Source organism: Hymenobacter daecheongensis DSM 21074 (assembly GCF_900141805.1).
In the GTDB taxonomy this organism is placed as follows: domain Bacteria; phylum Bacteroidota; class Bacteroidia; order Cytophagales; family Hymenobacteraceae; genus Hymenobacter; species Hymenobacter daecheongensis.
Genome location: NZ_FQYN01000002.1, coordinates 38,900 through 64,456, shown reverse-complemented (window position 1 = coordinate 64,456; position 25,557 = coordinate 38,900). Strand labels below are relative to the sequence as shown.

Annotated in this window: 18 protein-coding genes, 1 tRNA gene and 1 pseudogene; 11 read left to right on the top strand and 9 right to left on the bottom strand. The window is 59.8% G+C overall.

What is annotated here, in order from left to right:
• Positions 1 to 47: 47 nt before the first annotated feature.
• Together BUB62_RS03235 and BUB62_RS03230 are read right to left on the bottom strand one after the other, a co-directional pair.
• Complete coding sequence (locus BUB62_RS03235) at positions 48 to 941, bottom strand: cell division protein FtsX (RefSeq protein WP_073106149.1); 894 nt, start codon at positions 939 to 941, stop codon at positions 48 to 50.
• A gap of 226 nt (positions 942 to 1,167) precedes the next feature.
• Positions 1,168 to 5,751 (bottom strand): translocation/assembly module TamB domain-containing protein, encoded by a 4,584-nt coding sequence (locus tag BUB62_RS03230; RefSeq protein ID WP_073106146.1) that lies wholly within the window; start codon positions 5,749 to 5,751, stop codon positions 1,168 to 1,170.
• 159 nt (positions 5,752 to 5,910) lie between these two features.
• On the opposite strand from BUB62_RS03230, the gene tsaD reads away from it, so the two are divergent.
• From tsaD to BUB62_RS03205, 5 genes are all read left to right on the top strand, one after another.
• Entirely contained in the window at positions 5,911 to 6,921 is a 1,011-nt protein-coding gene (gene tsaD / locus BUB62_RS03225; RefSeq protein ID WP_073106144.1) for a tRNA (adenosine(37)-N6)-threonylcarbamoyltransferase complex transferase subunit TsaD, read from the top strand.
• Between the two features lie 95 nt (positions 6,922 to 7,016).
• Complete coding sequence (smpB, locus tag BUB62_RS03220; RefSeq protein ID WP_073106142.1) at positions 7,017 to 7,490, top strand: SsrA-binding protein SmpB; 474 nt, start codon at positions 7,017 to 7,019, stop codon at positions 7,488 to 7,490.
• Positions 7,491 to 7,615: 125 nt separating this feature from the next.
• The gene (locus BUB62_RS03215) at positions 7,616 to 8,419 is read left to right on the top strand and encodes a C40 family peptidase (protein ID WP_073106139.1); all 804 of its coding nucleotides are present in this window, start codon (positions 7,616 to 7,618) and stop codon (positions 8,417 to 8,419) included.
• 261 nt (positions 8,420 to 8,680) lie between these two features.
• Positions 8,681 to 9,175, top strand: coding sequence for an HNH endonuclease (locus tag BUB62_RS03210; protein WP_073106137.1), 495 nt, complete (start codon positions 8,681 to 8,683; stop codon positions 9,173 to 9,175).
• Positions 9,176 to 9,323: 148 nt separating this feature from the next.
• Complete coding sequence (locus tag BUB62_RS03205; RefSeq protein ID WP_073106135.1) at positions 9,324 to 10,388, top strand: fatty acid desaturase family protein; 1,065 nt, start codon at positions 9,324 to 9,326, stop codon at positions 10,386 to 10,388.
• Positions 10,389 to 10,581: 193 nt separating this feature from the next.
• Here the strand turns inward: BUB62_RS03205 and BUB62_RS03200 are convergent, their stop codons facing one another.
• Entirely contained in the window at positions 10,582 to 11,451 is an 870-nt protein-coding gene (locus BUB62_RS03200; protein ID WP_073106132.1) for an alpha/beta fold hydrolase, read from the bottom strand.
• A gap of 404 nt (positions 11,452 to 11,855) precedes the next feature.
• On the opposite strand from BUB62_RS03200, the pseudogene rpsA reads away from it, so the two are divergent.
• The 3 genes and pseudogenes from rpsA to cphA form a co-directional block, all read left to right on the top strand.
• Positions 11,856 to 13,667 (top strand): annotated as a pseudogene (gene rpsA, locus BUB62_RS03195) (30S ribosomal protein S1); the annotation flags it as partial.
• A 590-nt stretch (positions 13,668 to 14,257) separates the two neighbouring features.
• Positions 14,258 to 14,328 (top strand) — tRNA-Cys (locus BUB62_RS03190).
• Between the two features lie 256 nt (positions 14,329 to 14,584).
• Complete coding sequence (gene cphA, locus BUB62_RS03185) at positions 14,585 to 17,248, top strand: cyanophycin synthetase (RefSeq protein WP_073106130.1); 2,664 nt, start codon at positions 14,585 to 14,587, stop codon at positions 17,246 to 17,248.
• Positions 17,249 to 17,387: 139 nt separating this feature from the next.
• Here cphA and BUB62_RS03180 read toward each other — a convergent pair whose 3' ends face one another.
• Positions 17,388 to 18,335: a hypothetical protein gene (locus BUB62_RS03180; RefSeq protein ID WP_073106127.1), complete on the bottom strand. Its 948-nt coding sequence runs from the start codon at positions 18,333 to 18,335 to the stop codon at positions 17,388 to 17,390.
• 111 nt (positions 18,336 to 18,446) lie between these two features.
• Between BUB62_RS03180 and BUB62_RS03175 the strand changes: the two genes are divergently transcribed.
• Positions 18,447 to 19,052, top strand: a complete 606-nt coding sequence (locus BUB62_RS03175; protein ID WP_073106126.1) for a methyltransferase domain-containing protein — start codon at positions 18,447 to 18,449, stop codon at positions 19,050 to 19,052.
• 199 nt (positions 19,053 to 19,251) lie between these two features.
• Positions 19,252 to 20,076 carry a 3-deoxy-8-phosphooctulonate synthase gene (kdsA, locus tag BUB62_RS03170; RefSeq protein ID WP_073106124.1) on the top strand — a complete coding sequence of 275 codons (825 nt, stop codon included), beginning with the start codon at positions 19,252 to 19,254 and terminating at the stop codon, positions 20,074 to 20,076.
• Between the two features lie 218 nt (positions 20,077 to 20,294).
• Here the strand turns inward: kdsA and BUB62_RS03165 are convergent, their stop codons facing one another.
• Complete coding sequence (locus tag BUB62_RS03165) at positions 20,295 to 21,128, bottom strand: O-methyltransferase (protein ID WP_073106122.1); 834 nt, start codon at positions 21,126 to 21,128, stop codon at positions 20,295 to 20,297.
• Positions 21,129 to 21,275: 147 nt separating this feature from the next.
• Positions 21,276 to 21,662, bottom strand: a complete 387-nt coding sequence (gene apaG / locus BUB62_RS03160) for a Co2+/Mg2+ efflux protein ApaG (protein ID WP_073106120.1) — start codon at positions 21,660 to 21,662, stop codon at positions 21,276 to 21,278.
• A gap of 120 nt (positions 21,663 to 21,782) precedes the next feature.
• Here apaG and BUB62_RS03155 point away from each other — a divergent pair, with 120 nt between their 5' ends.
• The gene (locus BUB62_RS03155; protein WP_073106117.1) at positions 21,783 to 22,448 is read left to right on the top strand and encodes a uracil-DNA glycosylase; all 666 of its coding nucleotides are present in this window, start codon (positions 21,783 to 21,785) and stop codon (positions 22,446 to 22,448) included.
• A 184-nt stretch (positions 22,449 to 22,632) separates the two neighbouring features.
• Here the strand turns inward: BUB62_RS03155 and lepB are convergent, their stop codons facing one another.
• The 3 genes from lepB to BUB62_RS03140 all read right to left on the bottom strand — a co-directional run bounded on the left by lepB (position 22,633) and on the right by BUB62_RS03140 (position 25,539).
• Positions 22,633 to 23,826, bottom strand: a complete 1,194-nt coding sequence (gene lepB, locus BUB62_RS03150) for a signal peptidase I (RefSeq protein ID WP_073106115.1) — start codon at positions 23,824 to 23,826, stop codon at positions 22,633 to 22,635.
• A 334-nt stretch (positions 23,827 to 24,160) separates the two neighbouring features.
• Positions 24,161 to 24,880 (bottom strand): 4-hydroxy-tetrahydrodipicolinate reductase, encoded by a 720-nt coding sequence (gene dapB / locus BUB62_RS03145; protein WP_073106113.1) that lies wholly within the window; start codon positions 24,878 to 24,880, stop codon positions 24,161 to 24,163.
• Positions 24,877 to 25,539, bottom strand: coding sequence for a DUF5683 domain-containing protein (locus BUB62_RS03140; protein ID WP_073106110.1), 663 nt, complete (start codon positions 25,537 to 25,539; stop codon positions 24,877 to 24,879). Before BUB62_RS03140 ends, dapB begins: the two co-directional genes overlap by 4 nt.
• Positions 25,540 to 25,557 lie beyond the last annotated feature (18 nt).

Sequence of the window (25,557 nt, the reverse complement as noted above, 5' to 3'; positions counted from 1 at the left end):
GTAGAGATGCTTCGAGAAGCTCAGCATGACAAACGAGTTATTTCCAGTTAATACAAATCATCGAGCGACATGCCCAAATACTTGCACACGGCGCGGTAAGAGCTCAGAAAGCCGATGCCCGCGCCCAGCGCCACCATCAGCACCAGCAGCGCCCCAATCAGGCGCTCGTCGCGCAGCAAACGTAGCTCATCTACCTGCAGATACGCGTATTGGAGCAACGCCAGCAGCAGCAGCGCTGCCAGCGCCCCGCTAACGAAGCCCTGCCAGGTAGCGCGGCGCAAAAACGGCCGCTGAATGAAGAAGGAAGTGGCCCCCACCAGCTGCATACTCCGGATGAGGAAGCGCTGCGAGAACAGCGCCAGCTTGATGGTATTGTTGATAAGCACCGTCACGACCAAAGTCAGAATGACGGCGAAACCCAGCAGCACCAGGCTCAGCTTGCGCACATTCTGGTTGATGGACGTAATCAGGCTCTGCACGTATTGCACCTCGTGCACGCCCGCCTGGGCCTTCAAATCCTGCTCAATCTTGCGCAGGTTTAATGAGTCGGAGTAGTCGGCGTTGATTTTCAGAATGTAGGCGTCGCGCAGCGGATTGTCGCCCAGAAACTGCTGGAAATCCTCGCCGGTCTGCTCCATAAACTGCTTGGCACCTTCCTCCTTGGAAAGAAAGCGCACCTGAGGCTGGTCGTCTTTGAAGGCAATGTATTTTTTGCGGCCAAAGTCCTGCTGCAGGCGCAGCAGCTCGGTTTCGGGCAGGTCGCGCTCCAGATATACCTGCATCTCAATGTTCTCCTTCACCAGGTTGGAGAGCTTGTGGGCATGAATCAGCAGCAGTCCGAATAGCCCGATAACCAGCAACGCCAGCGTGATGCTGAACACCACCATCAGGTGCGGATAATTGCCAAGCTTCTTTTTACGGGTCGGACGATTCTGGGGCATTGGGGGCAAAAGTAAGCATTGGGAAGCTAGGAGCCAGCAGTTAAAACCAGAGGCTAAGCTAAGCTCCCCTCCTTTTTTCAAGGAGGGGTTGGGGGTGGTTCAATCGTTGAACGATCTTCTAGCTCTAGTTACTGTACAACGACTTTCTAGCTCTAGCTGACCACCCCCAACCCCTCCTTGAAAAAAGGAGGGGAGCTTAGCCGCTAGCTCTAGTTTTAACTTCCCCTTAAAGCACCGTGCGTGGGTCGTCGTCTACGTTCAGCACTTCGCGGGCTTTGCGGGTGGCGGCGTCGCGGCGGGTGAGGCGCTTGCGCGAAAACAGCTCCCGGAACGAGTCGAACTGCTCGGTGTGCAGCAAGCTGACGCCGGCGCGGGCCTGGTTCTGGGTGGTCACGTCGCTGTAGTCGCGCGGGGTGGTTTCGTAGCGCAGCTTGGCGCGAAATTTCCCGTCGGGGCGCAGGTAATACTCCAGGCTCAGGTCGCCGAGCAGGGAGGCCTGGGCGGCGGCACCGGTGCCCGGCGCGCCGGTGGGCGTGGCTGGGTTGCTGCTGAAGCCGCCTTCGCGCGTCACGCGCAGGCGGCCGTTGAGGAAGCTGTAGCTCAGGCGCACCTGCAGGGCCTGCAGCTGCTCGGCCGTGATGCCGTTGAAGTTGAAGGAGATTTCCAGATTCGGGTCAATCTGGGAAGTAAGCAAACCCAACTGGGTCGAGATAATCTGCCCCACGCTGTTGCCCAGGGCATTATCGCCCACGCCGCCCCGCAGCGACGTGACCGAGGCCAGTGAGCCGGGCGAAGTGAGCTGCCGGAACACTATCAGGCTGAAAACCTGCCGATTCAACTCCTGCTCGTCGTTGCGCAGCGCCGACAAAAACGGCGTCAGCTCGCCCTCCAACGACGACGGAATGTCGTTGAACTCCAGATTCAGCCGAATGATGGGCAGCAGCAGCGGGCCAGTCAGGTTCATCACGGCCGTCACGGGCACCACAGCATTGTTGGTGGCCAGAATCGGGGCCAATGACGTGCGCTGGGTATAGGCCGCTGTCACGTTCATCTCGCCCTGCAGCGGGTCGCCGTTCCAGGTGATGGTTCCGCCGGGGCGCACCACAAACTCCTTGTTTACCAGCCCCTGCAGGGTGAAATTGTAGGCCCCGCGCACGATTTCCACCGCGCCGTACATATTGAAGTCGCCGCGGGTGTCGATGTTCAGGCGCAGCTGTCCGGTGGCGGTGCCCCGAATTACGTCGCCGGTGCTTTCATCCAGCAGAATCTCGATGTAGGCATCCGGGGTCACGGTCAGGTTGAAGTTCAGCCGGATGCCGGCCAGATCGACCCGGCCGGTGGCCGCCGTGGGCACTTTCACGGTGGTGGCGGTATCGGGCACGTTGCGGTTCACGAACTTTATGTAGTTCGCTTTTTCGGCCTTGGCGGCGTTGTCGAGGGGCAGGGAAAGACGGGTGCCGGCTTCGCTGCGGGCCGTCACGTTCACCACCAGGTTGTCGGCCGGGCCGCGCACGCGGGCATCGCCGGTGGCGTAGGCCGTGCCGAAATACAGCTCGTTGTCCTTGCGACTCGTGTTCAGCACCAGCAGCTTCGTGAACGTGGCCCGCAGATCCAGGCGCATATCCTGAAAGCCCTTCTCGTAGATAACCCCGTCAATCGTGCCCGAGTTGCCCAGCGGGTCGCGCAACCGAATGTTGCGCAGCACAATGCCATCCTCGGCGAAGCGAATCCGGTCGGCAAAAGTGTAGGTGGTATTCAGGTAGATGAAGGTCAGCTTGCCGTCGCTCACGTCCAGGTCGCCGACCATGACCGGGGCGGCCAGGCGGCCGGTGAGGCGCAGCGTGCCCATGGCCGTGCCGCTCACGTCGCGGAACAGCGTTTTGAGAAACGGCTCGGCCAGCTTCACTGGCGCGTTGTCGAGCAGGGCGGTCAGGTTAAGCTGCTGGTCTTTTTCGCGCGGGGCGTAGGTGCCCGCCAGCCGTACCACCCGCTGCTGCTCCCGAATCACGTCCAGGTCCACGTCGAGGTGGTTGGTGCCGTTGTGCCAGTCGCCGCGCCCGCGCACGTCGCCGATCAGGGTTTTGTCCAGCGTGAGCGAGTCCACGTTCAGCGTGCTGTTGATTTCCAGCGGCCCGAATACCCCGCTGATGGTGCCTTCGGCATTCACGCGGCCTCCGATCTGCTGGGTGCTGAGCGAGCCAAGCGTGGCCAGCTGAAAGTCCTTCAGCGCCAGCTTCAGCTTTTTATTCGGATTGGAAGCCGACAAAAAACCCTGCGCACTCACGCTCTGCGCCCCGTTGCTCAGGCTCAGGTGCTGAATATCGAACTCCGAGCCTTTGCCCGAAATAATGACCGAGTTATCGGCCGCAATGGTCCAGTCCTTGCCCAGCAGGTTCACGCCCGACTGCCGGAACACAATCTGAATGGCTTGCGGCAGAAAGCCCAGCGCCCCGTTGATGGTGGCTTTGTTGGTAGTGCCCGTCTGGGCCAGCGAGGTGGAAAAGTTGATGCGCTGCTGGTCCCACACGCCTTCGATGTAGAACTTTTCAGTCTTGCCCAGGCCAGGCAGCACCTGCCGCTCAGAAGTAATGTTGGCCTGCGCCAGTACCTCGGGCCGGTAGGGTAGCTTGGAAGTCGTGAATTCAAAATCGGTATTCACTGCCCGGATGCTGTCGTATTTAACTCCGTCGAAGTGGCCGGCCAACTCAAAAATCGAGGTCAGCCCGTTGCGAAACGAGCCATCAACTTTGGAATAGTCGGAGAGCGTGAGCTGGGGCACAAACAGGTGCAGCACGGGGTTGGCCCGCTTCAGATACAGGTTCAGGGCAATGGCGTAGTCGGCGATGGGGCGCTGGCGCTTGCGGCGGTAGTAGGCCGCGGTGGCCGCCTGGTTGCTCTCGAAGTTCAGCTCGTATTCCGTGAGCAGCGTCTGCACGTCGCGGGCCACGGTGGTGAAGTTGAAGTTGCCGGCCGCGTCCAGGTTCAGTACTTCCGAGCGCACGCGCAGCTGGCGCTGCCCGGCCGCACGCCGGCTCACCACATCGAAGGTGTCGATGGCCACGGTTTTGCCCTCGTAGCCCAGCCGCGAGCCGCGCAGCTTAATGGTCCCGATCAGATCATCCAGCTTCAGGCCCCGAAAATCGGCATCGGCGGTGGTAGCCAGCGTGATGCGCTGTTTGGTGAGGCCCAGCGCCCGCAGGTCGGCCCGCTTCACGTTGGCCTTCACATCAAAGGCCTGGCGGGTTTTATTCAGGTCGATGTTGCCAGTGGCGCTGAGCTGCAGGTTGGGGTCGTTCACGGCCAGCTTGCCCGCGAAGGCTTGCTGGCTGAACTGCCCGTTGGTGGTGATGTTGCGGAAGCGGTAGCCGTTCAGCCAGATGCTCTGCACGGTGGCGTTGGCCTTCAGGCGGGCGCTTTCGGGCCGGAAGCCCACGCCTTCCACGCGCCCGTTCATGGTGATGTCGCGGATGGTGCTTTCGTCGCCGAGCAGCTTGCCCAGCTGGAAGCCGGTGGTGCGCACCTGGCCTTCGTAGCTGGAGTAGCGCGGGTCGGTTTTAAACTTTATGTTCACGTCCGACACCACGTCGCCCAGCGCCGTCTGAAACGCGCCGTTGGCCACAAAGTCGTTATAAAAGCCCAGGAACTCGCCCTTCAGCCGCACCGTGCCCAGCCGCTGCACGTAGGGCCAGCCCGAGTCGGGGATGTAGCGCTGGATGTCGCGCCCGTCAATCACCGAGGGTTTCAGGCGCGCCGACACGAAGCTTTCCTTCAGATTGGGCAGGCCCTTCACGTCGAAATTGCCCACAACGTGGGTGTTTTTGCCGTAGGTGAGGTCGAGGTTTTTGGTGGTGAAGTTGGTCACATAGCCCTTGGCCTGCCCCGAAATCAGCACGGTTTCCTTCAAATCGCGCACCGATTGCTGGGGCGCAAACTGGGCAATGTCGTCGGAAAAAATGCGCGAGGGTTGCAGGTTGGCCGTCACGCGCACCGAGTCGTTGAAATCGGTGAAGTTGAGAAAGTGCTGAAAGTCGAAGCGCAGGTAATCGTGGAGCTGGCTGCGGCCCACGCGCAGGTTCAGGCCCGCGAATTCCCAGAACTTGGTGGCGTAGGTCATGTCGGCCGTCAGCTCGTGCAGGCGGGTTTTGGAGGGCCGGTCCACGGCCCGCAGGCCCACAATGTTGGCATGAATGGAGTCGGCCTGGAAGCGCAGGCCGCTGGCATCGGCGTAGATGCTGTCCACGTACATGTGGGCGTAATCCATCGTGCGGCCGTATTCGGGCGCTTTGGGCACGTCCTGCCGGTCAAGAATGAAGCGGCCGTTGCGCAGGCCGATGGCTTCGATCTTAAAGTCGAAGGGCTTGCGGGCTTTGGTGGTGTCGGAGGGCCCCAGCAGGCGTTTCACGGCCCCCAGAAATTGGCTCAGGTTGGTCGAGTCGGGCGTGTTGGCGTAGGTGACCAGGGCAAAGCGCGGCTCTTCCAAGATAAGCTTGCCCACGTGCAGGTGGCTGGGGTCGAACACCGAAAACAGCCGGATATCGGCATCGGCGCGGCCCACGCTGAACAGCTCGCCCCCGCGCCGGTCCAGCACCTGAATGCCTTCGAGCAGCACCCGGGAAAACGGCCGCACATCCACCCGGCCAATGATGACGCGGTGCCCCAGCTTCTCGCTCAGCATAGCTGCCGCCTGGTGGGCCAGCCGGGTCTGCACGCTCGGAATGCGCAAAGCCAGCAGCAGGCCGCCCACCGCCAGCGTCACCAGCAGGAGCAGGCCAAGCAGAACTTTGAGCGTGATGGAGAGAAAGCGCGGCACGGGAAGCTTAACGAAAAAGGGAAACGGGCAGAATACGAAGATGCGGGGTTTTGGGCAATAGCGGCCCGCAAGCGCAGCTTACGACCGACCAACGGCAGGATTTCCGGTTTGCTGATTTAAACGACCTTTGTACTCTTTCCAAACGCTGAATACTCCAAAATGCGTACTCCCGTTATCCTGGCCATCGAATCTTCGTGCGATGATACTGCCGCCGCCGTGATGGCGGGCGGCGAAATCCTTGCCAATGTGGTGGCCACGCAGCAAGTACACGAGCAATACGGCGGCGTGGTGCCCGAGCTGGCCTCGCGCGCCCACCAGCAGCACCTGATTCCGGTGGTGCAGGAAGCCCTGCGCCGGGCAAAGGTAGCCAAATCCGACCTCGACGCGGTGGCCTTCACCCAGGGACCGGGCCTGCTGGGCTCGCTGCTGGTGGGCGGCATGTTTGCCAAAACCCTCGCCCTGGCGCTCAATAAGCCTCTTATTGCCGTAAACCACATGCGGGCCCACATTCTGGCCCACTTCATCCGGGCTCCGCGGCCGGTGTTTCCGTTTCTGTGCCTCACCGTGAGTGGCGGCCATACTCAGCTCGTTATCGTGCGCAGCGCCCTGGAAATGGACGTTATCGGCCAGACCATCGACGATGCGGCCGGCGAGGCCTTTGACAAAACCGCCAAGCTGCTCGGCCTGCCTTATCCCGGCGGCCCCCACCTCGATAAGCAGGCCCGCCAGGGCAACCCCACGCGCTTCCCGTTTCCGGTAGGGGCGATGCCGGGCTACGATTTCTCCTTCAGCGGCCTAAAAACCGCCGTGATGTACTTCCTGCGCCAGCAAACGGCCCAGAATCCGGCGTTCATCCAGGAGAATTTGCCCGACCTCTGCGCCAGCATTCAGCACACCATCATTCTTACGCTGCTGCGCCAGCTCACCCGCGCCGCCGAGGCCAATGGCCTGACCCAGATTGCGCTGGCCGGCGGCGTAGCCGCCAACTCCGGTCTGCGCGCCGCCCTCACGCAGCTCTGCGCCGAAAAAGGCTGGGAAGTGTTCATTCCCGACTTCGAGTTTTGCACCGATAACGCCGGCATGGTAGCCATGACGGCCCATTTCCAATACGAAGCCAGCGACTTTGCCGACCAGCTCAGCAGCCCCGACCCCAGGCTAAAGCTGAATTAGGCGGAACCTCGCCGCCCCCGGCGTATTTTCGTACGTACGCTACTCTCCTCTATTATCCGCCGCGGCCCGTTTCCGGCCGGCGGCGACCCCCAATCATGGCCAAACAAAAAGACGATACCCCCAAGCGCGTCAACATCGTGAACCGCCGCGCCAGCTACGAATACAGCTTCCTGGCCAAATACGACGCGGGCATGATGCTGCAGGGCACCGAAATCAAGAGCATCCGCGAGGGCAACGTGAACATGCAGGACGGCTTCTGCGCCTTTCACGCCGACGGCTCACTGTGGGTGCATAATCTGAGCATCTCGCAGTATTCGCTCGGCACGTATAACAACCACGAAGCCAAGCGCGAGCGAAAATTGCTGCTCAATAAAAAGGAGCTGCGCCAGCTGGCCGGCAAGGCCGTGGAGCAGGGCGTCACCATCGTGCCCATTCGCCTGTTTGTGAATGACCGCGGCTTCGCCAAGCTCGAAATAGCCCTCGCCAAGGGCAAAAAGCTCTACGACAAGCGCGACGACATCAAAGCCAAAGACCAGAAGCGCGAAATGGACCGCGCCCGGGAGTATTAAAGGTGAAGTGGTGAGATGGTGAAATGGTGAGTTTGCTGTTCAAGCCGCGCCATTTGCGCCAACTGTGCCACTTTCGCAAACCGAACGTCAAACTCACCATTTCACTATCTCACCATTTCACCATTTTGGAACACGGAATCTGCGCATTGAGCGCCGTGCCGGTACGGGCCGAGCCGACGGATAAGGCCGAGCTTGTTACCCAGCTACTTTTCGGCGAGTGCTACACCATCTTGCTCACCCAGGGCAACTGGCACCAGATCCGCATTGCCGCCGACCAGTACGTGGGCTGGATCGACTTTAAGCAGCACCTGCCCGTCACGGCCGAGTATTTCGCGGCCTGGAGCCAGCAGGACCACCCGCGCAGCCTCGATGTGGTGCAGATGGTGAGCGACGCTACCACCCGCATTCCGGTCACGCTGGGCAGCCGCCTGCCGTTTTTCGACGGCATGACGCTGCGCCTGGGTGCCCAAACCATGTTTTACAACGGCGCGGCCACCAACCCGCTGAACGGCCACGGCCCCGCTGGCCCCGTGGATAAGCGCTTGGCCCTGGTGCAGAAAATGGGGCAGGTGTATCTGAAATCGCCGTACGTGTGGGGCGGCAAGTCGGTGTTCGGACTCGACTGCTCGGGACTGATGCAGCAGCTTTACGGCCTGATCGGGGTGCAATTGCCGCGCGATGCCCGCCAGCAGATCGACCACGGCCAGACCGTGCATTTCGTGTCGCAGACCCAGCCCGGCGACCTGGCCTTCTTCGACAACGCCGACGGCGCCATCGTCCACGTCGGCATCATGCTCGACGACCAACAAATTCTGCACGCCAGCGGCGAGGTCCGCATCGACCCACTCGACCACAACGGCATCTACCACCGCCAGCGCCAGAAATACAGCCACAAGCTCCGCCTGATTAAACGCCTTTTGGCCGACTGAGCCTGTCATTGCGAGGAGGCACGACGAAGCAATCCGTCCTGAACAATGAGCCAAACTTTGTAGACAGAAAAGCCCTGATGTACGCGCTACGTCAGGGCTTTCTGCTGAAAAGGAGTTGAGTACATTTCAGAGGATGGATTGCTTCGTCGTGCCTCCTCGCAATGACAGGTTGCGGCCTCGCAACTGAAACTGTTGTGTTGTTGTTAATGCGCTTAGAATCATCTAGCTTTCGCTGTACCCGATGATTCGACTCCCGCGCGTATGGACCAAAAAGTGCTAGTACTGAACGGCGACTACACCGCCATTACGTTATGCAGCGTGCAGAAGGCGTTTGTGTTGCTTTATCTCGACAAAGCGGAGATGATTGCTAACTCCGACCACGGCACGCTGCGAACCATCTCCCACGCCTATCCCAAGCCCAGCATCATCCGGTTGCAGCGCTACGTGCGCGTGCCCTACAAAGGCATTGCCCTGAGCCGCCACAACATTATGAAGCGCGACCATTTCGAGTGCCAGTACTGCGGCTCGACCAAAAACCTGACCCTCGACCACGTGCTGCCCCGTTCGCGCGGCGGCGAGTCGAGCTGGACGAACCTGCTCACCGCCTGCTCGCGCTGCAACCACGCCAAGGGCCACCGCACCCCCGACGAGGCCGGCCTGCACATTCGCCAAAAGCCCAAAAAGCCCACGTTGGCCGGGTTTCTCAAGCTCAGCGCCGGCACCCTCGACCACCACTGGCACGCGTATCTGAACTAACTCACCGGCCCGGCCGGCCGCCCCGCGGCCGGCTTTTTTGGGGAATAGTTCGGCCGCGAAATAGCTGAGTTTCACGCCGAACTAAACTAACTTCCAATAGTTGAGGTTGGAAGGGGTATCTTTGCCGCACCCCACCCAATTTAAGCTCATGGCAGTTCCCAAGTTTGCGGCTTCCCGCTCGTTTCACGCCGAGCTCAAGCGTAGAATCAATACCTATTTCGAAGAAACCAAGACTTCGACCACCGGCAACGCCAATCTGTTTGTGAAGGCCGTCGTGCTCACGTCGGCCTTTGTGCTGCTGTACGTGCACCTCGTGTTCTTCACCGCGCCCATCTGGCTGAGCCTGCTCGAATGCGTGCTGATGGGCCTGCTCGGGGCCGCCATCGGCTTCAATGTGATGCACGACGGTGCCCACGGCAGCTTCAGCAAGCGCCGCTGGGTGAACCAGTTCGCCTCGTTTACGCTGAACGTGATGGGCGGCAACAGCTTCATGTGGAACGTGAAGCACAACCTGATTCACCACATGTACACCAACATCGAGGGCGTCGACGACGACATTGACGTGCAGCCCTGGATGCGCATGAGCAGCACCCAGCCCCGCCACAAGCTGCACCGCTTTCAGCATTTGTACTTCTGGTTTCTCTACGGCCTGCTCTACATCGCCTGGATTTTCTTCATGGACTACCAGAAGTATTTCAAGGGCAAAATCGGCTCGATGCCGATTAAAAAGATGACCAATACCGACCAGTCGGTGTTCTGGGGCTTCAAGGTGCTGCACCTGTTCCTGTTTCTGGCGCTGCCCATCTACACGGTGGGCTTCGTAAGCTGGCTGGTGGGCTTCATCGTATTTGGCTCGGTGGCCGGCTTCACGCTCAGCCTCGTGTTTCAGCTGGCGCACACCGTGGAGCACGCCGCCTTCCCCATGCCCGACGAAATTACGGGCAAGCTGGAAGACGAGTGGGCCATTCACCAGATCAAGACCACGGCCAACTTTGCCACCAATAACCGCGTGATTAGCTGGCTGGTAGGCGGTTTGAACTTTCAGGTAGAACACCACCTGTTTCCCACCATTTCGCACGTGCACTACCCGGCCATCAGCAAGATCATCAAGCAGGCCTGCACCGAATTTGGTATTACCTATAATGAGTATCCCAAAATGCGCTACGCCGTAGCCTCGCACGTTGCTTTCCTGCGGGAAATGGGCCGTGCCTAGGCTGCCTGCTCACGCATAAGAAAGCCCCCGGCTCGGAAGCATTGCTTCGGAGCCGGGGGCTTTTTTTACGGCATTTCGCTGCCGTTTAAATAATCAGGCGAAAGTAAAGTTGTCCTTGTCGTCAGGCTCCCCCTCTCCTTTTTCGGAGAGGGGGCCGGGGGGGTGAGGCACACATTCGCGCCGTGTCTGCGGTTTAGTAGGTGTGCTGGTTCGCCTGGGCATTCACCGTGGCACCCACAAACGTCAGCAGGTCCTGATTCAGGCGGTCTTTTTCCGTAATGAACAAGCCGTGCGGCGCGCCGTCGTACTCCACGTATTTGGCGTGCGGCACATACTGCGTCATGCGCGCGCCGCTCATCTTGTGCGGCACTGTTTCGTCGCTAGTGCCATGAATGACCAGCGTGGGTACCTTGATAGTTTGCAGGTCGCGGCGGAAGTCGGTGGCGGCAAAGGCGTACACGTCCTGCTCGGTGGCGCGGGGCGAGGCCAGCTGGCACATGCTGCGCATCCAGTCCAATGTTGCATCACTGACTGGGTGGCTGACAACGCCCACGCCGAAAAATTTCTTACCGAACGAGGCCAGGAAATCGAAGCGGTCCTTGCGAATACCGTCCACCATGCCGTCGAATACCTTCTGCGGGGCACCGTCGGGGTTGTCGTCGGTTTTCAGCAAAAACGGCGTTACAGCCGATACGAAAGCCACGCGGGCTACCCGGGCGCCGCCATGGCGGCTCATGTAGCGGGCTATTTCGCCGCCGCCCATCGAGAAGCCCACCAGCGTCACGTTCTGCAGGTCCAGCTCGTCGAGCACGGCTTTCAGGTCGTCGGCCAGCGTGTCGTAGTCGTGGCCGTCCCAGGTTTTGGTGGAGTTGCCGAAGCCGCGACGGGTGTAGGCAATGACGCGGTTGCCGTGCTTGGGCAGCTCGGCCAGCTGGTATTCCCACATTTCGTAGGTGGCGGGCCAGCCATGAATCAGCACAATGGGGTTGCCCTGGCCCTGGTCGATGTAGTGCAGTTTAACGTCTTGGCCATTGGCATCCTGGCCGGCTTTGATGTAGCTCATGAGGTAGATGGGTTGGTTGAGAAATACTCAAATCCATACTGTATCGTACCGCTTCGGGTTTTTAAACGGTAGGCTGCGGCCTGAGCGTGTTACGGCGCATTACAAGGTCTAGCAGCAGAACCTGAGCGGTCAACCCCCTAATCCACGCGTTAAAGAAGAATCGGCTCGCGGAAATTTTATACGTTATCAAATTTCCGCGACTCAAACCCATCCCAGCAGCCTCTATTCCTATTCCCGAATGGGAAAATCCAGCTGACTTGCCTCTCGGATTCCTGCCCTCAACTCCGTATCTTTGCCGCCCCGCCAGGGTGGCGGGGTCTGGGGCTCAGCCTCAGGAACTTACTCATAACGCGTTCCGGTTGGGGGCCCTGCGCCGGACGTGTATAGAAGGGCCAACCAGTATTATGGCAGTAGAAGTAGTAGACAACTTCGATTGGGACAACCTCGGAGCTTCGCAGTTTGGCGGTAACTACACCCCCGAGCAGCGCGCCGAGATGGAGCAGATGTACGGCGACACGCTGACGACTGTGCAGGAAGAAGAAGTGGTGAAAGGTACCGTAGTAGGTATCACCGACCGCGACGTCATCCTGAACATCGGCTTCAAGTCGGACGGCCTCGTGCCCCTGTCCGAATTCCGCGACCTTGTTGACCTGAAAATCGGCGACCAGGTAGAGGTATTCATCGAAGACCAGGAAGACTCTAACGGTCAGCTGATTTTGTCGCGCAAGAAGGCGAAGATCAAGCAGGCCTGGAAGTCGATTTACGATGCTCTGGAGAATGACACCATTCTGGAGGGCGTAGTAAAGCGTCGGACCAAAGGTGGTCTGATCATGGATCTGGACGGCGTAGAAGCCTTCCTGCCCGGCTCGCAGATTGACGTGAAGCCCATCCGTGACTTCGACATCTATGTCGGCCGTCGCATGGAAGTGAAGGTGGTGAAAATCAACGCCGCTTTCGACAACGTAGTCGTATCGCACAAAGTCCTGATCGAGAAAGACCTCGAGAAGCAGCGTGAGGCCATCCTCAACAACCTGGAGAAAGGCCAGATCCTGGAGGGCGTTATAAAGAACATGACCAACTTCGGTGTGTTCATCGACCTCGGCGGTGTGGATGGTCTGTTGCACATCACCGACATCTCGTGGGGCCGTATCGCTCACCCGAGCGAGGTTCTGCAGCTGGATCAGAAGCTGAACGTCGTAGTTCTCGACTTCGACGAAGCCAAGAAGCGTATCTCGCTGGGCCTGAAGCAGCTGACCCCGCATCCGTGGGATTCGCTGCCCGCCGACATGGGCGTAGGCACCAAGGTGAAAGGCCGCATCGTGAACGTAGCCGACTACGGCGCGTTCATGGAAATTGTGCCGGGCGTAGAAGGCCTGATCCACGTTTCGGAAATGAGCTGGAGCCAGCACCTGCGCAACCCGCAGGACTTCATCAAGCAGGGCGACGTAGTTGAGGCGCAGATTCTGACCCTCGACCGCGAAGACCGCAAGATGAGCCTGGGTATCAAGCAATTGAGCGAAGATCCGTGGACTCGTGGCGACTTCGGCACCAAGTACGCCGTGGGCACCAAGCACAACGGTCTGGTGCGTAACCTGACCAACTTCGGCCTGTTCGTAGAGCTGGAAGAAGGTGTGGATGGCCTCGTGCACGTTTCCGACCTGTCGTGGACCAAGAAGATCAAGCACCCATCCGAAATGGTGAAGGTGGGCGACCGTCTGGACGTAGTAGTATTGGAGCTGGACGTAGCCAATCGTCGTTTGGCCCTGGGCCACAAGCAGCTGGAGGAAAACCCTTGGGATACGTTCCAGACGGTCTTCACCCCCGGCTCGGTTCACAAGGCTACCATCACCGAGAAAAACGACCGGGGTGCCGTGCTCGAGTTGCCGTACGGCATCGAAGGCTTCGCGTATCCAAAGTCGTTGGCCAAAGAGGACGGCTCGAACGCTGAGAACGGCGAGCAGCTGGACTTCCGCGTAGTGGAGTTCTCCAAGGATGACCGTCGTATTGTACTGTCGCACACCGCTGTATTCAATCAGCAGCAGGAAGAAGACAGCCGCAACTCGAAGTTCGCCAAGAAGAAGCCGGCTGGTGGCGCTGCCGCTGCCCAGGGCGAAGGCAAGCTGAGCGACCTGAAGAAGCCGGCGACGGCTGAGAAGTCGACCCTCGGTGACCTGGACGCTCTGTCGGCGCTGCGCGACAAGATGATGGGCACCGAGCGTCAGGCTGGTGAGCAGAAGCTGGCCGCTCCAAAAGCGGAGAAAGCCGAAAAAGCTGCTCCCGCTGCTAAAGCCGAAGAAGCTACTGAGGCTCCGGCCGAAGGTGGTATCCTGGCGGCCGTAACCGGTGCCGCTTCCGCCGCCTTCGACAAGGCTAAGGAAGTTGCCGGCGAGGCCCTCGACGCGGCTACCCACTCCGACGCTTTCGCAAAAGCCAAGGAAGTAGCCGGCGAAGCCATCGACAAAGTGACCGAAGTAGCTGGTGACGTGGTTGATAAAGCCAAAGACCTGATTGCCGGCGACGAAGCCGCTGACAAGAAGGACGAGGAGAAAGCCTAAGCTTTCTGCTTTTGAGTAAAAGAGAGGCCCCGGCGCAAGTCGGGGCCTTTTTTTGTGCGGCCGGGGGGCTTCAGCTACCGACTGGCATCCGAAGCGCAGAACAGCGTGACAGGCTACCTGAGCATGGAAGGGGGTTGATGGAATTTCTTCTTTCAGAAGCCCAACACGTTACCTTATTCCATCAGGAAAAACCCAAACCGGGTTTGGTAAAAGCAATTCAATGGCGTAGCTTTGCATCCCAAACCAAGCCCGGTGACGTGACCGAGTGGCTAGGTAGAGGTCTGCAAAACCTCCTACAGCGGTTCGAATCCGCTCGTCACCTCTTTTTCTAGTTCCTGTTTTCTATTTAGCTCTGTTGCCCGGTCGTTAGCCCCGACCGGGTTTTTTGCGTTCAGGCTGCTCCTGCGGTTCTGGAAAATCTGGGATACCGGCGAAAGCGCAGTGCCTGCTACGGTTGAGGTTAAGTATGGGCCGGGGTAGGGGAAAAACGCCGTGGATGCGGTTTCCCGAATCATTATCCCTACATTTCAATTCCGCGTACAACCGCCCACAATTCGACCTCCACCCCAAAGCACAGTATGAAGATTATTGACCTCCGCACGATGCGCGGACCCAGCTACTGGTCCGTAAAGCACTTTAAGCTCATTGTTATGAAGGTGGACCTCGGCGAGTTTGCCGATAAGTGGTCCAACGCCGTGCCCGGCCTGGCCAGCCGCCTCACCAAGCTGCTGCCCAGCCTGGGCCGCCCCGGCGATACCTCGGCCAATTCGGGCTACACCTCAGCCAAGCAATCAGTAAAGCATCCGCCGCTGACGCAGGAGCAGCTGGCCGACGGCGAGCCGCTGGGCCACGTGATTCAGCACGTGGCGCTCGAGCTGCAGCGCCTGGCCGGGATGCCCGTGTACTGGGGCAAGTCGTATCCGGCGCGGGAGGAAGGAGTGGATTTCGTTGTGTTTGCCTACCAGGAAGAGCGCGCCGGCCGCGTGGCCGCCGAGGCCGCCGTGGAAATAGTGGAGGCCCTATGCAAGAAGGAGAAGGTAGATCTGAAGCCCATCATTGCCGAGCTGCACGATATCCGGGAAGACGAGTTTTTCGGCCCCAGTACCTGGAGCATCGTGGCTGAGGCCGCCTCGCGCAACATTCCCTACATCCAGCTCAAAAACACCAGCATTATTCAGCTGGGCTACGGTGTGAACCAGAAGCGGATCTGGGCCACCACCACCTCGCAGACCTCGCACGCGGGGGTGGAAATTGCGGGCAACAAGAACCGCACGAAGGCCATGCTTAAGGATGGCGGCGTGCCAGTGCCCAACGGCACCACCGTGTACTCGGAAGACGGGCTGCGCGATGCCATCGAGGAGCTGGGCTTCCCCATCGTGACCAAGCCGCTTGACGGCAACCACGGCAAGGGTGCCACCATCCGCATCATGAACTGGAAAGATGCCGTGGCCGGCTTCAAAGCCGCACAGGTGTATTCGCGGGCTGTTATTGTCGAGCAGTTCATTGAGGGCCACGACTTCCGGCTGCTGGTGGTGAACGGCAAGCTAGTGGCCGCCGCCAGACGCACCCCGGCCGCCGTGACCGGCGATGGGAAAAGCACCATTCAGCAGCTGATTGACGAAGTGAACAAGGACCCGCGCCGGGGCGTGGGCCACGAGAAGGTGCTCACCAGCATCAAGGCTGATAAGCACACCCTGGACATCCTGAAAGGAGCGGGGCTGACGCTGAAATCGGTGCTGCCGGCGGGTGAAACTGTCTACCTAAAAAGCACCGCCAACATTAGCACCGGCGGCACCGCTACCGACGTGACGGACCTGCTGGACCCCTACAACGTGCTGCTCGCGGAGCGCGTGGCCGGCATCGTGGGGCTCGATATCTGCGGCATCGACCTGCTTACCAACGACATTGCCGTGCCCCTGAACGAGTCGCGCGGGGCCGTGATTGAGGTGAATGCTGCTCCCGGCTTCCGGATGCACATTTCGCCCACCGTGGGCCTGGCACGCAACGTGGCCGCGCCCGTAGTAGACATGCTGTTTCCGGCCGGCGCCACGGCCCGCATCCCGATTATTGCCATCACCGGCACCAACGGCAAAACCACCACCACGCGCCTGATTGCGCACATGGTGGCCGCCAAAGGCTACAAAGTGGGCTTCACGACCACCGACGGCATCTACATTCAGGGCAAGCAGCTGCAGAAGGGCGACTGCACCGGCGGCCAGAGCGCGGAGTTTGTGCTGAAAGACCCGACGGTGAATTTCGCGGTGCTCGAAACGGCCCGCGGCGGCATGCTGCGCTCCGGTTTGGGCTTTCATACCTGCGACATTGCCGTCGTCACCAACGTGGCCGCCGACCACCTCGGGCTGCGCGACATTCATACGGTGGAAGAGATGGCCGCCGTGAAGGGCGTGCTGCCCCGCACGGTGCGCAAAAACGGCTGGGCCGTGCTCAATGCCGACGACGACTTGGTGTACGCTATGGCCAAGGGCCTGCAGTGCCGCGTGGCCCTGTTCAGCATGGACGAAAACAACCCCCGCATTCTCGACCACGTGGAGGCCGGGGGCGTGGCCGCCGTGTATGAGGAGGGCTACGTGACCATCTACCGCAACAGCTACAAGCTGCGCATCGACCGGGCCGCGGAATTCCCGATTACGTTCGGCGGCCGGGCGGGCTTCAACATTGAAAACAGTCTGGCGGCGGCGCTGGCGGGCCACCTGGCCGGCTTCGAGCGCGACGACATCAAGACGGCGCTGCGCACCTTCGTGCCCTCGGCGGCCAAAACACCGGGCCGCATGAACATGTACAAGTTTCCGAAGTTCGAAGTGATTGTGGACTACGCTCACAACACGGCCGGCATCGAGAAATTCGCCGATTTCCTGGATGCTACGCCGGCTACCCGCAAAGTCGGCATCGTGTCGGGCCTGGGCGACCGGCGCGACGAGGACACGCTGGGATTCGCCCGCATCGCCGGCCGCATCTTCGACGAAGTGATTCTGCGGCAGGACCGCGACCTGCGCGGCAAAACCGCCGAGGAAATCAAGGCGCTAATGGAAAAAGGCCTGCGCCTCGACAAGCCCGACTTGCCCATCACCTACATCGAGCACGAGCCCGAAGCCATCGACCACCTGCTAAGCACCGCCCGCGAAGGCTCCGTGGCGGTCATCTTCACCGAGAACATCACGGCTACCCACAAGAAGTTGGATGAGTTCGAGGCTTCGCTGGGGATTGGGGTCTTGGGGGCTTAGGGACTTGGTTTTTTGTATTGAAAAAGGCTCCGGCATTGCGCCGGAGCCTTTTTTGTGTCAGAATGAATCAATGGGTAAAGATAGCCGGGTGGCCAGGAGCAGAAGAAACAAAAAACCAAGCCCCTAAGCCCCCAATACCCTACTTCAGCGTGAACGTCGTTTTGCCGATCAGCACGCCGCCTTCGTACAACTCCACGGTATGGAGGCCGGTTTTGTAGGGGGCACCTTTAGCGTAGAGGAACTGCACGGGCTGGCGCGAGTTATCGTACACCAGGTCCTGCTTGGCGGTGTAGAAAGCTTCCGAGCCGTCGATCATGAAGGTGCCGCCGCCGGTGCTCAGGTTATAGAGGGCCGCGCCGTCGGGCTCGATCAGGCGCATCATAATCTGCTTGGTTTCCTTCGGCGACACGTCGTTGCGGGCGATGTTGAAAGTTACTTTCACTTTCTCCACGCGCTTGGCCTTGAACTCGTTATCGTCGTCGTCTTTCTCCTTGTTGCGGGCATTCACTACGCCGATGCGGATGTTTTCGGCCTGCAGGCGCGAGGCGATGGTCACCTTTTCTGACAGCTCCTGGTTGGATTTAACTACGGTCGAAATCGTGTCGGTGAGGCGGTTCTGGCGCTCTTTCAGCGTGGTCGTTTCGGTGTAGAGCGCTTCGTTGTCCTGCTTGAGCTGGGCAATTTCCTCGTCCTTTTTGCGCAGCTGGCCTTCCAGATTGGCGGCGCGCTGCTTGAAGCGGCGCTGCTCGGCCACCGAGAAGCTGCCGGCCTTGAAGGAGCGCAGCTTGAGCAGATCGGCATTGATGGAGGCAATCTTGGCTTCGAGCGAATCGTTGGCCAGACCCATGCCCTGCACTTCCTGGCTCTGCCGCTCAAAATCGGCCTTCAGCGCTTCGTATTGCTTGATTTGTTCTTCCAGCTTGGTATCCTTCACCTTGATGTCGGCGGTGAGCTGCTCATTCTGCTTGCCTTTCTGCTGGTTCATGTAGAACAACACGCCGTTGATGCCGAGCAAAACCAGGATCAGGGCCACAATCAGCAGCACGCGGTTGTTGTTCTTTGGCTCGGAGCTTTGACTTTGTTCCATTGCGGGAGGGGTTTTGATGAAGCCGGAACAATCCGGAGGGTGAGTTACCTTTGAGCAAAAATAAAGGGATTGGCGTCCCAGGCAAGTTTAAGCCTTAAATACTACATCTGCATGAAAACGAATTCGCAGCTCGATGCCCAGTATTGGCAGGACCGGTACGCCACCGGTCATACGGGCTGGGACGTTGGGGCCATAACGCCGCCCCTGCGCGATTATTTCGCCCAGCTGGGGCCGCCCGACGACCGGCGGATTCTGGTGCCGGGCGCGGGCCGGGCCTACGAGGCGGAGTATCTGCATGCTCAAGGATACGAAAATATTTTCGTGGCCGACCTGGCCCCCGCGCCGTTGCAGGCCCTGCAACGGCGCGTGCCAGGCTTCCCTCCGGCCCATCTGCTACTTCAGGATTTCTTTCAACTCTCCGCCACGCCGCCCTATGACCTGATTGTGGAGCAGACGTTTTTCTGCGCCCTGAACCCAACCCTGCGCCCGGCCTACGCCCGCAAGTGCGCCGAGCTGCTCCGCCCCGGCGGCACGCTCATGGGCCTGCTGTTCGATACGGATTTCGGCCTGGGTGCCGAGCCGCCGTTTGGAGGCACGCGGGAGGAATACCGCGCTTATTTCGCGCCGTATTTCGATTTCCGGCACTTCGACACAGCTTACAACTCCATTGCGCCCCGACAGGGGCGCGAGCTGTTTATCTGCCTGGAAAAGAAGTAGACCATTTGTCATTGCGAGGAGGCACGACGAAGCAATCCGTCCTGTGAAATGTCAAAAGCTCCTTTTCACCAGAAAGCCCTGACGTAGGGCATACAGTAGGGCTTTGTAGGTTAACAGAGCTTTCTACATTTGAGAGGACGGATTGCTTCACGTTGCTCGCAATGACAGTTTCACCATTCTTCACTTACGACTTCCCCCAATGCTGACTTCTCTGGCCAACGCGCTGCCGCACTTCCGCAATACCAACTCCGGCCAGTTTTTCCTGATGGCCGGACCCTGCGTCATCGAGGGGGAGGACATGGCCCTGCGCATCGCCGAAAAGGTGCAGCACATGACCGATAAGCTGCAGATTCCGTTCATTTTCAAGGGCTCCTACCGCAAAGCCAACCGCAGCCGCCTCGACTCGTTCACCGGCATTGGCGACGAAACCGCATTGCGCATTTTGGCCAAAGTGAGCCGCGAAATCGGGGTGCCGACGGTGACGGATATTCACGAGTCGGCCGAAGCGGCCTTGGCCGCCGAGTACGTAGACGTGCTGCAGATTCCGGCTTTCCTGTGCCGCCAGACCGATTTGCTGGTGGCTGCCGCCCAGACCGGCAAGGTGGTAAACGTGAAAAAAGGCCAGTTTCTGAGCGGCGAGTCCATGCAGTTTGCCGTGGACAAAGTGCGCCAGTCGGGCAATGAAAACGTGATTCTGACTGACCGCGGCAACTCCTTCGGCTATTCCGACCTGGTGGTGGACTTCCGCAACCTCCCCACAATGCGCAGTTTCGGCGTGCCCGTGGTGATGGACGTGACGCACTCCCTGCAGCAGCCCAACCAGGCCAGCGGCGTAACGGGCGGCCAGCCGGCCCTTATCGAAACCATTGCCAAAGCCGCCATTGCCGTCGGGGCCGACGGCCTGTTCATCGAAACCCACCCCACGCCCGCCACCGCCCTTTCCGATGGCGCGAACATGCTGGCCCTGGACAAGCTGGAAGAGCTGCTGGTGAAGCTCACGCGGGTGCGCGAGGCAATTCGGTGATTTCAGTTGCCAGTCGCTAGTTGCGGATCTTAGCCCCAGCGGGGCGGCATATCGGTAGCAACAGGTTGAGAAAAGGAATTAAAGCCCCAGCGGGGCGGCACCGTCGTTCAACGATTGATGTCGCCCCGCTGGGGCTTTAGCATCTCCAGTAGGCTTACTTACTACCGATATGTTGCCCCGCTGGGGCTAAAAGTTGCTGCCGACCACCCGCAACTCTGCTAAGCTGAAAGCGGCTTCACGCGGTTCAGCAGCTTATCCATCACATTATCAAAGCGGAGCGTAAAATGCTGCTTTGGCTGGTTTTTGCGGAAGAATACCAGCCCGATAAAGAACAAATCGATGGTCAGCATTACCTCCGGGTGCTGCTTGATCGTGCGCCAGGCGCGGGCCATTTCCGCCGACCAATGGATATCATCCAGGATGAATACGCTTTGGTCGGTGCGGTAGGGGAGGCACTGCTCGAAGTAGCGCACGGTGGGCTCGTAGCGGTGGTTGCCGTCGAAAAAGGCGAAATCGAGCGGGCCGGGCAGCGCGGTTAGGGTAGGTGCGAGGGTTTCGTCAAGGTTGCCTTCAACCAATTCGATATTTGTTAGGCCCAGCCCGACGAAGGTTTGACGGGCCACGGCGGCCGTTTGCGGACAACCTTCGAAGGTGACCACCTGCGCCTGCGCATTGGCCGCAGCTAAGTAAGCCGTGGTGAGCCCCAGTGACGTGCCCAGCTCCAGCACTACCTTGGGCTGAAAATGCTGCACCAGCCGAAACAGCAGCTGCCCGAACTGCCGGGGCTTGGCGGCGGTGCGGGCAATGTCGCGGAGGCGGCGCTGCCGGCCCGCACCAGTGTGGGAGCCGGCCCCAAAGTCGCGCACCGTGATGATGGCGGGGTTCTGACGCAACGCCTGGCGCCGGGCCTCGATGGGCGCGTAGGCGGCAGCGGCATCATGTTGTGAGTCGATGACGCGAGTGTAGAGCCCAAAAACGAACGGGGAATGCAGACCGTGCGCATTCCCCGAGCGGAGTAAAAACCGAATGTAGCTGAGCGCCTGAAAAAGCAAAGGAGGGAAGGGAGAATGGTAAGCGTGATAAATCGTCTGTCATTCTGAGCAAAGCGAAGAACCTTATGCCAGTTGAACGAGTCGGTGTTACGATGGTCGTTCAGCCGGGATGAGGTCCTTCGCTTTGCTCAGGATGACACCGGGGCGTTAATTTAAACGATACGGCACCACAAGCGTGAACTCCGGAATTTCGACCGTAAATTCCTTGCCATCAGCGAGGCGCTCCATCTGGTAGGTGCCGCGCATCTTGCCCAGCCCCGATTTGAGGTTGCAGCCCGACACGTATTGGTGTGACTCGCCGGGCTCCAGCACGGGCTGCTGGCCCACCACGCCTTCGCCCTCCACCTCGCGCACTACGCCGTTGGCATCGTAAATGTACCAATGCCGGCGCAACAGCTTCATCGTATATTCGCTGCCGTTGAGAATATCAATCTTGTAGGCAAACACGTAATGCTCCTGAGTCGGGCTAGAATAGTCCGGCAGATAATTGGTCGTAACGCTGACGGTAACGCCCTGGGTGGTCGTGGTATTCATGGCTCCTGTGCTATGCGGTGGAGAACTAACAGCCGTTTCCGGGAATTGGTTTGTCTACGTAGCTGGGGTGCCGATGGCTTGCCCGGCCCGCTAAAATTACCGTACTCAATGTCCGCAAAAATGTCCGTAAAGATAGAAGAAAGCTGGCGCAAGGTGCTCGCCGCCGAATTTGAAAAGCCCTATTTTCAGCACCTCATCGCCTACGTGCGCGGCGAGTACGCCACGGCCACCGTGTATCCGCCCGGCCCGGCCATTTTCCACGCCTTCGATGCCTGCCCGTTCGATCAGGTGAAGGTCGTGATTCTGGGCCAGGACCCTTACCACGGCAAGGGCCAGGCCAACGGCCTCTCCTTTTCCGTGGCCGACGGCGTACGCACGCCGCCCTCGCTGCTGAACATCTTCAAGGAACTGCACGACGACCTGCCGGCCACGCCGCCGGCTCCCAACGGCAACCTTGACCGCTGGGCCCACCAAGGCGTGCTGCTGCTCAATGCCACGCTCACGGTGCGGGCCGGCGAGCCGGCCTCACACCAGAAAAAAGGCTGGGAGCAGTTCACCGATGCCGTCATCCAGAAGATTTCCGACGGCAAAGAACACGTCGTGTTCATTCTGTGGGGCGCGTATGCCCAGAAAAAGGGCGAAGTCATCGACGAGCATAAGCACCTGGTCATCAAGTCGGCGCACCCGTCGCCCTTCGCCGCCGACCGGGGCTTTTTCGGCTCCCGGCCCTTCAGCAAAACGAATGAGTACTTGAAAGCGCACGGTTTGGAGCCGATTGTCTGGTAGCCGGCCGTGCGAGGGAACGTGTCATTGCGAGCAAAGCGAAGCAATCCGTCCTGGACAATGAGCTAAACCCTGATTAAACACAAAGCCCTGACGCATGCGTTGCGTCAGGGCTTTCTGGGTTAACAGGGCTTGCTACATTTCAGAGGACGGATTGCTTCGTCGTGCCTCCTCGCAATGACAGGGCTCAATCAATGAAATTGAACAGGCGGCTCCAGCGAATTTTGTGGAGGAAGTCGGCGTAGGGGTCTACTGATAGCCAGATCAGCACGGCTTTGCCCACGATGTGGTCTTTGGGCACGAAGCCCCAGTAGCGCGAGTCGAGCGAGTCGTGGCGGTTGTCGCCCATCATGAAGTAGTAGTCCTGCTTAAAGGTGTAGCTGGTCAGCGGCTTGCCGTTCTGCATGATGATGCCGTTCTGCACCGTGATGCCCTCGTTGTGCTCGTAACGCAGAATAATTTTCTCGTAGATGGGCGAGTTCTGGGCCGTGAGCTGCACCGTCTGGCCTTCTTTGGGCAACTGCAGCGGGCCGTAGTTGTCCTTGTTCCACTTCGCGAAAGGCGCACCGGGGGCCATGTTAGGCTGGCTGCTGGGATAGTCGGGGTTGTTCGGGAACGTCTCCGGCTCGCCCACGCCGGGCAGCGACTTATCCAGCACCACGCCCTTGATGAAGGACTGCTGCTTGAAATACTCGGCCGTTTTGGGCGTCATGTCCACCACGTAGGCCGGGCCCATGGTGGTTACCTGGGCCTGCGGAATGCCGTTGGGGCTGTTGAAATCGGCTACGCCCTGGTCCTGAAAGATCTTGTCGCGCACGGGCTCAGTCACTTGCAGGAAGTAGCGGTTCTGGCTCTGGGGCGGGTGCACCAGCGGCTTGCCGTTGATGTACACCTGCTGTTCCTTAATTTCCAGCACGTCGCCGGCCACGGCCACGCAGCGCTTTATGTAATTGGTGCGCAGGTCGGCGGGGTGCTCTTTCTCGAAGGGCACATTGAACACCACCACGTCGTTGCGCTTCACTTCCGAAAAGCCCGGCAGGCGGTAGGAGGGCAGCTGAATCAGGTCGGAGTAGCTTTTCAGGCTGGTGCCCCAGATGGTCTGGTGCGTGAGCGGCACCTGCAGGGGCGTTTGCGGCGTGCGCGGACCGTAGTGCAGCTTGCTCACAAACAGATAGTCGCCCACCAGCAGCGAGTGCTCCATCGAGGGCGTCGGGATGGTGTAGGCCTCGAAGGTGGCCCAGCGAATAAGCGTGGCCGCCACCACGGCAAACAGAATGGCATCGCCCCATTCGCGGAAGAAGCCCTTGGGCTTTTGCTGCGGCGAAGGCGAAGTAGCGGTGTTGAGGGCGGCGGTGCGCTCCTCCCAGGATTGGACGGCCATAAGTAGGCGAAATGAAACGAATGAAGCAGCAGGAGCCGCTCTTAAACGATGTAATATCTGAATTTCGTTTCTGGTGGTTGGTTTTTAGTTAGTTGTTTTTGGTTGTGAAGCGGTTTAAGAAGTCGAAGCACCTGTCATCCTGAGCAAAGCGAAGGACCTTCCTCTTCGGCTACTGAAAAACGCTTTTCAACGCACAAATCTCTCTGTCACAAGCGGATAAAGAGCTTTACTCGTTTAAAAAGGCTTGTCGCTTCACCGAGGAAGGTCCTTCGCTTTGCTCAGGATGACAGGCGCTTCGACTTCTTAAACCGCTTCACAACCAAAAACCAAAAATCTACAGCCCCAGCAGCTCTTTCATACCAAACACGCCCCGGCGGCCGGGCAGCCACTCGGCCGCCAGCAAAGCGCCCTGTACGAACCCGTCGCGGCTGTGGGCCTCGTGCTTCAACTCGATGCTATCAGCTTCCGACGAATACGTGACGATGTGCGTGCCCACCACCTGGCCCGTGCGCTCCGATAGGATGGCCAGTTCGTTGGGGGCCTGCGTGGGCTCGTTGCGCCAGGTGTTTTTGGTCGGGAAGTGGCGCAGAATGGCCTCGGCAGCCGTGAGGGCTGTGCCGCTGGGCTGATCCACTTTCTGGGTATGATGAATTTCGCGCACCTGCACATCATAGCCCCCGAACTGGTGCATTTTGGCGGCAATGTACTCGTTGAAGTGAAAGAACAGGTTCACGCCCACGCTGTAGTTGGAGGCGTAGAACAAGGCCCCGCCGGTTTGCTGGGCCAAGGCTTTGGCCTCGGCGAAGTGGTGCAGCCAGCCCGTGGAGCCGCACACCACCGGCAGGCCCTGATTCAGGCAGGCCATTACGTTGGCAAAAGCCGCGTCGGGGTGAGTGAATTCGATGGCCACATCGACGGAGGACGCGTCGAAATCGGTGATGCGGGTTTCGGGCCGCGAGGGGTCCACGAGGCCGACAATCTGGTGGCCGCGGGCAATGGCCTGGGCCTCGATGGCCTGGCCCATTTTGCCGTAGCCAATCAGCAGCAGTTTCATAAGGTAGTGGTTGGGCGCGCCGCGCGCCGGGAGTTCAGATTGAGGGTAAGCATGACGCCGGGCGTAGGCAGGGCCGTGGGCATTCGCAGCAGCGTGGGTTCCCAGTGCAGGCTCAGGTCGTCGCTGATGTCGAAGTCGCGCAGGTGGGCATCCACCACGGCATCCAGAATGTTCAGCGCGTAGGCCACGCCGATGTAGAAGTAGTACTGGTCGCGCGGGGTGCGGTAGGCCACCACGCCGCGGTAAGCCACCGCGCTGTCGGGAATAATGTCTTTGTTCGGGCCGGAAGGTAGCACCCGGGGCCGGGACAGGAACCCTTCATACGCCGTCTTGTACTCCTTATACAGCCGCTGGTAGTGAATTTCGCCGTAGATGGTGCCCCCAATGGCCCCGTACACCAGCGGCAGCTTCCAGTAGCGGCGGTTATAGATCTGGCCGGTGCCGGGCAGCAGCGCCGAGAGTAGGCCCGCCTTGGCCGGCCGCGTCATCCGCAACCCAAACAGCTTCTCGGTGCGCCGCGAGGAGTCCGGAACCGCCGGGGTGCTCACCCGCGCCGAGTCGGGACCCGCGGTCAGGGCGGCCTGGGCGTGCGCGGCGGGGGCCAGGGCCAGGGTTGCCGGCAAAACCAGCGCAGCCGTTGCGGTGCGAAGCCCGATCATAGCAAAGAGAAATAAGGC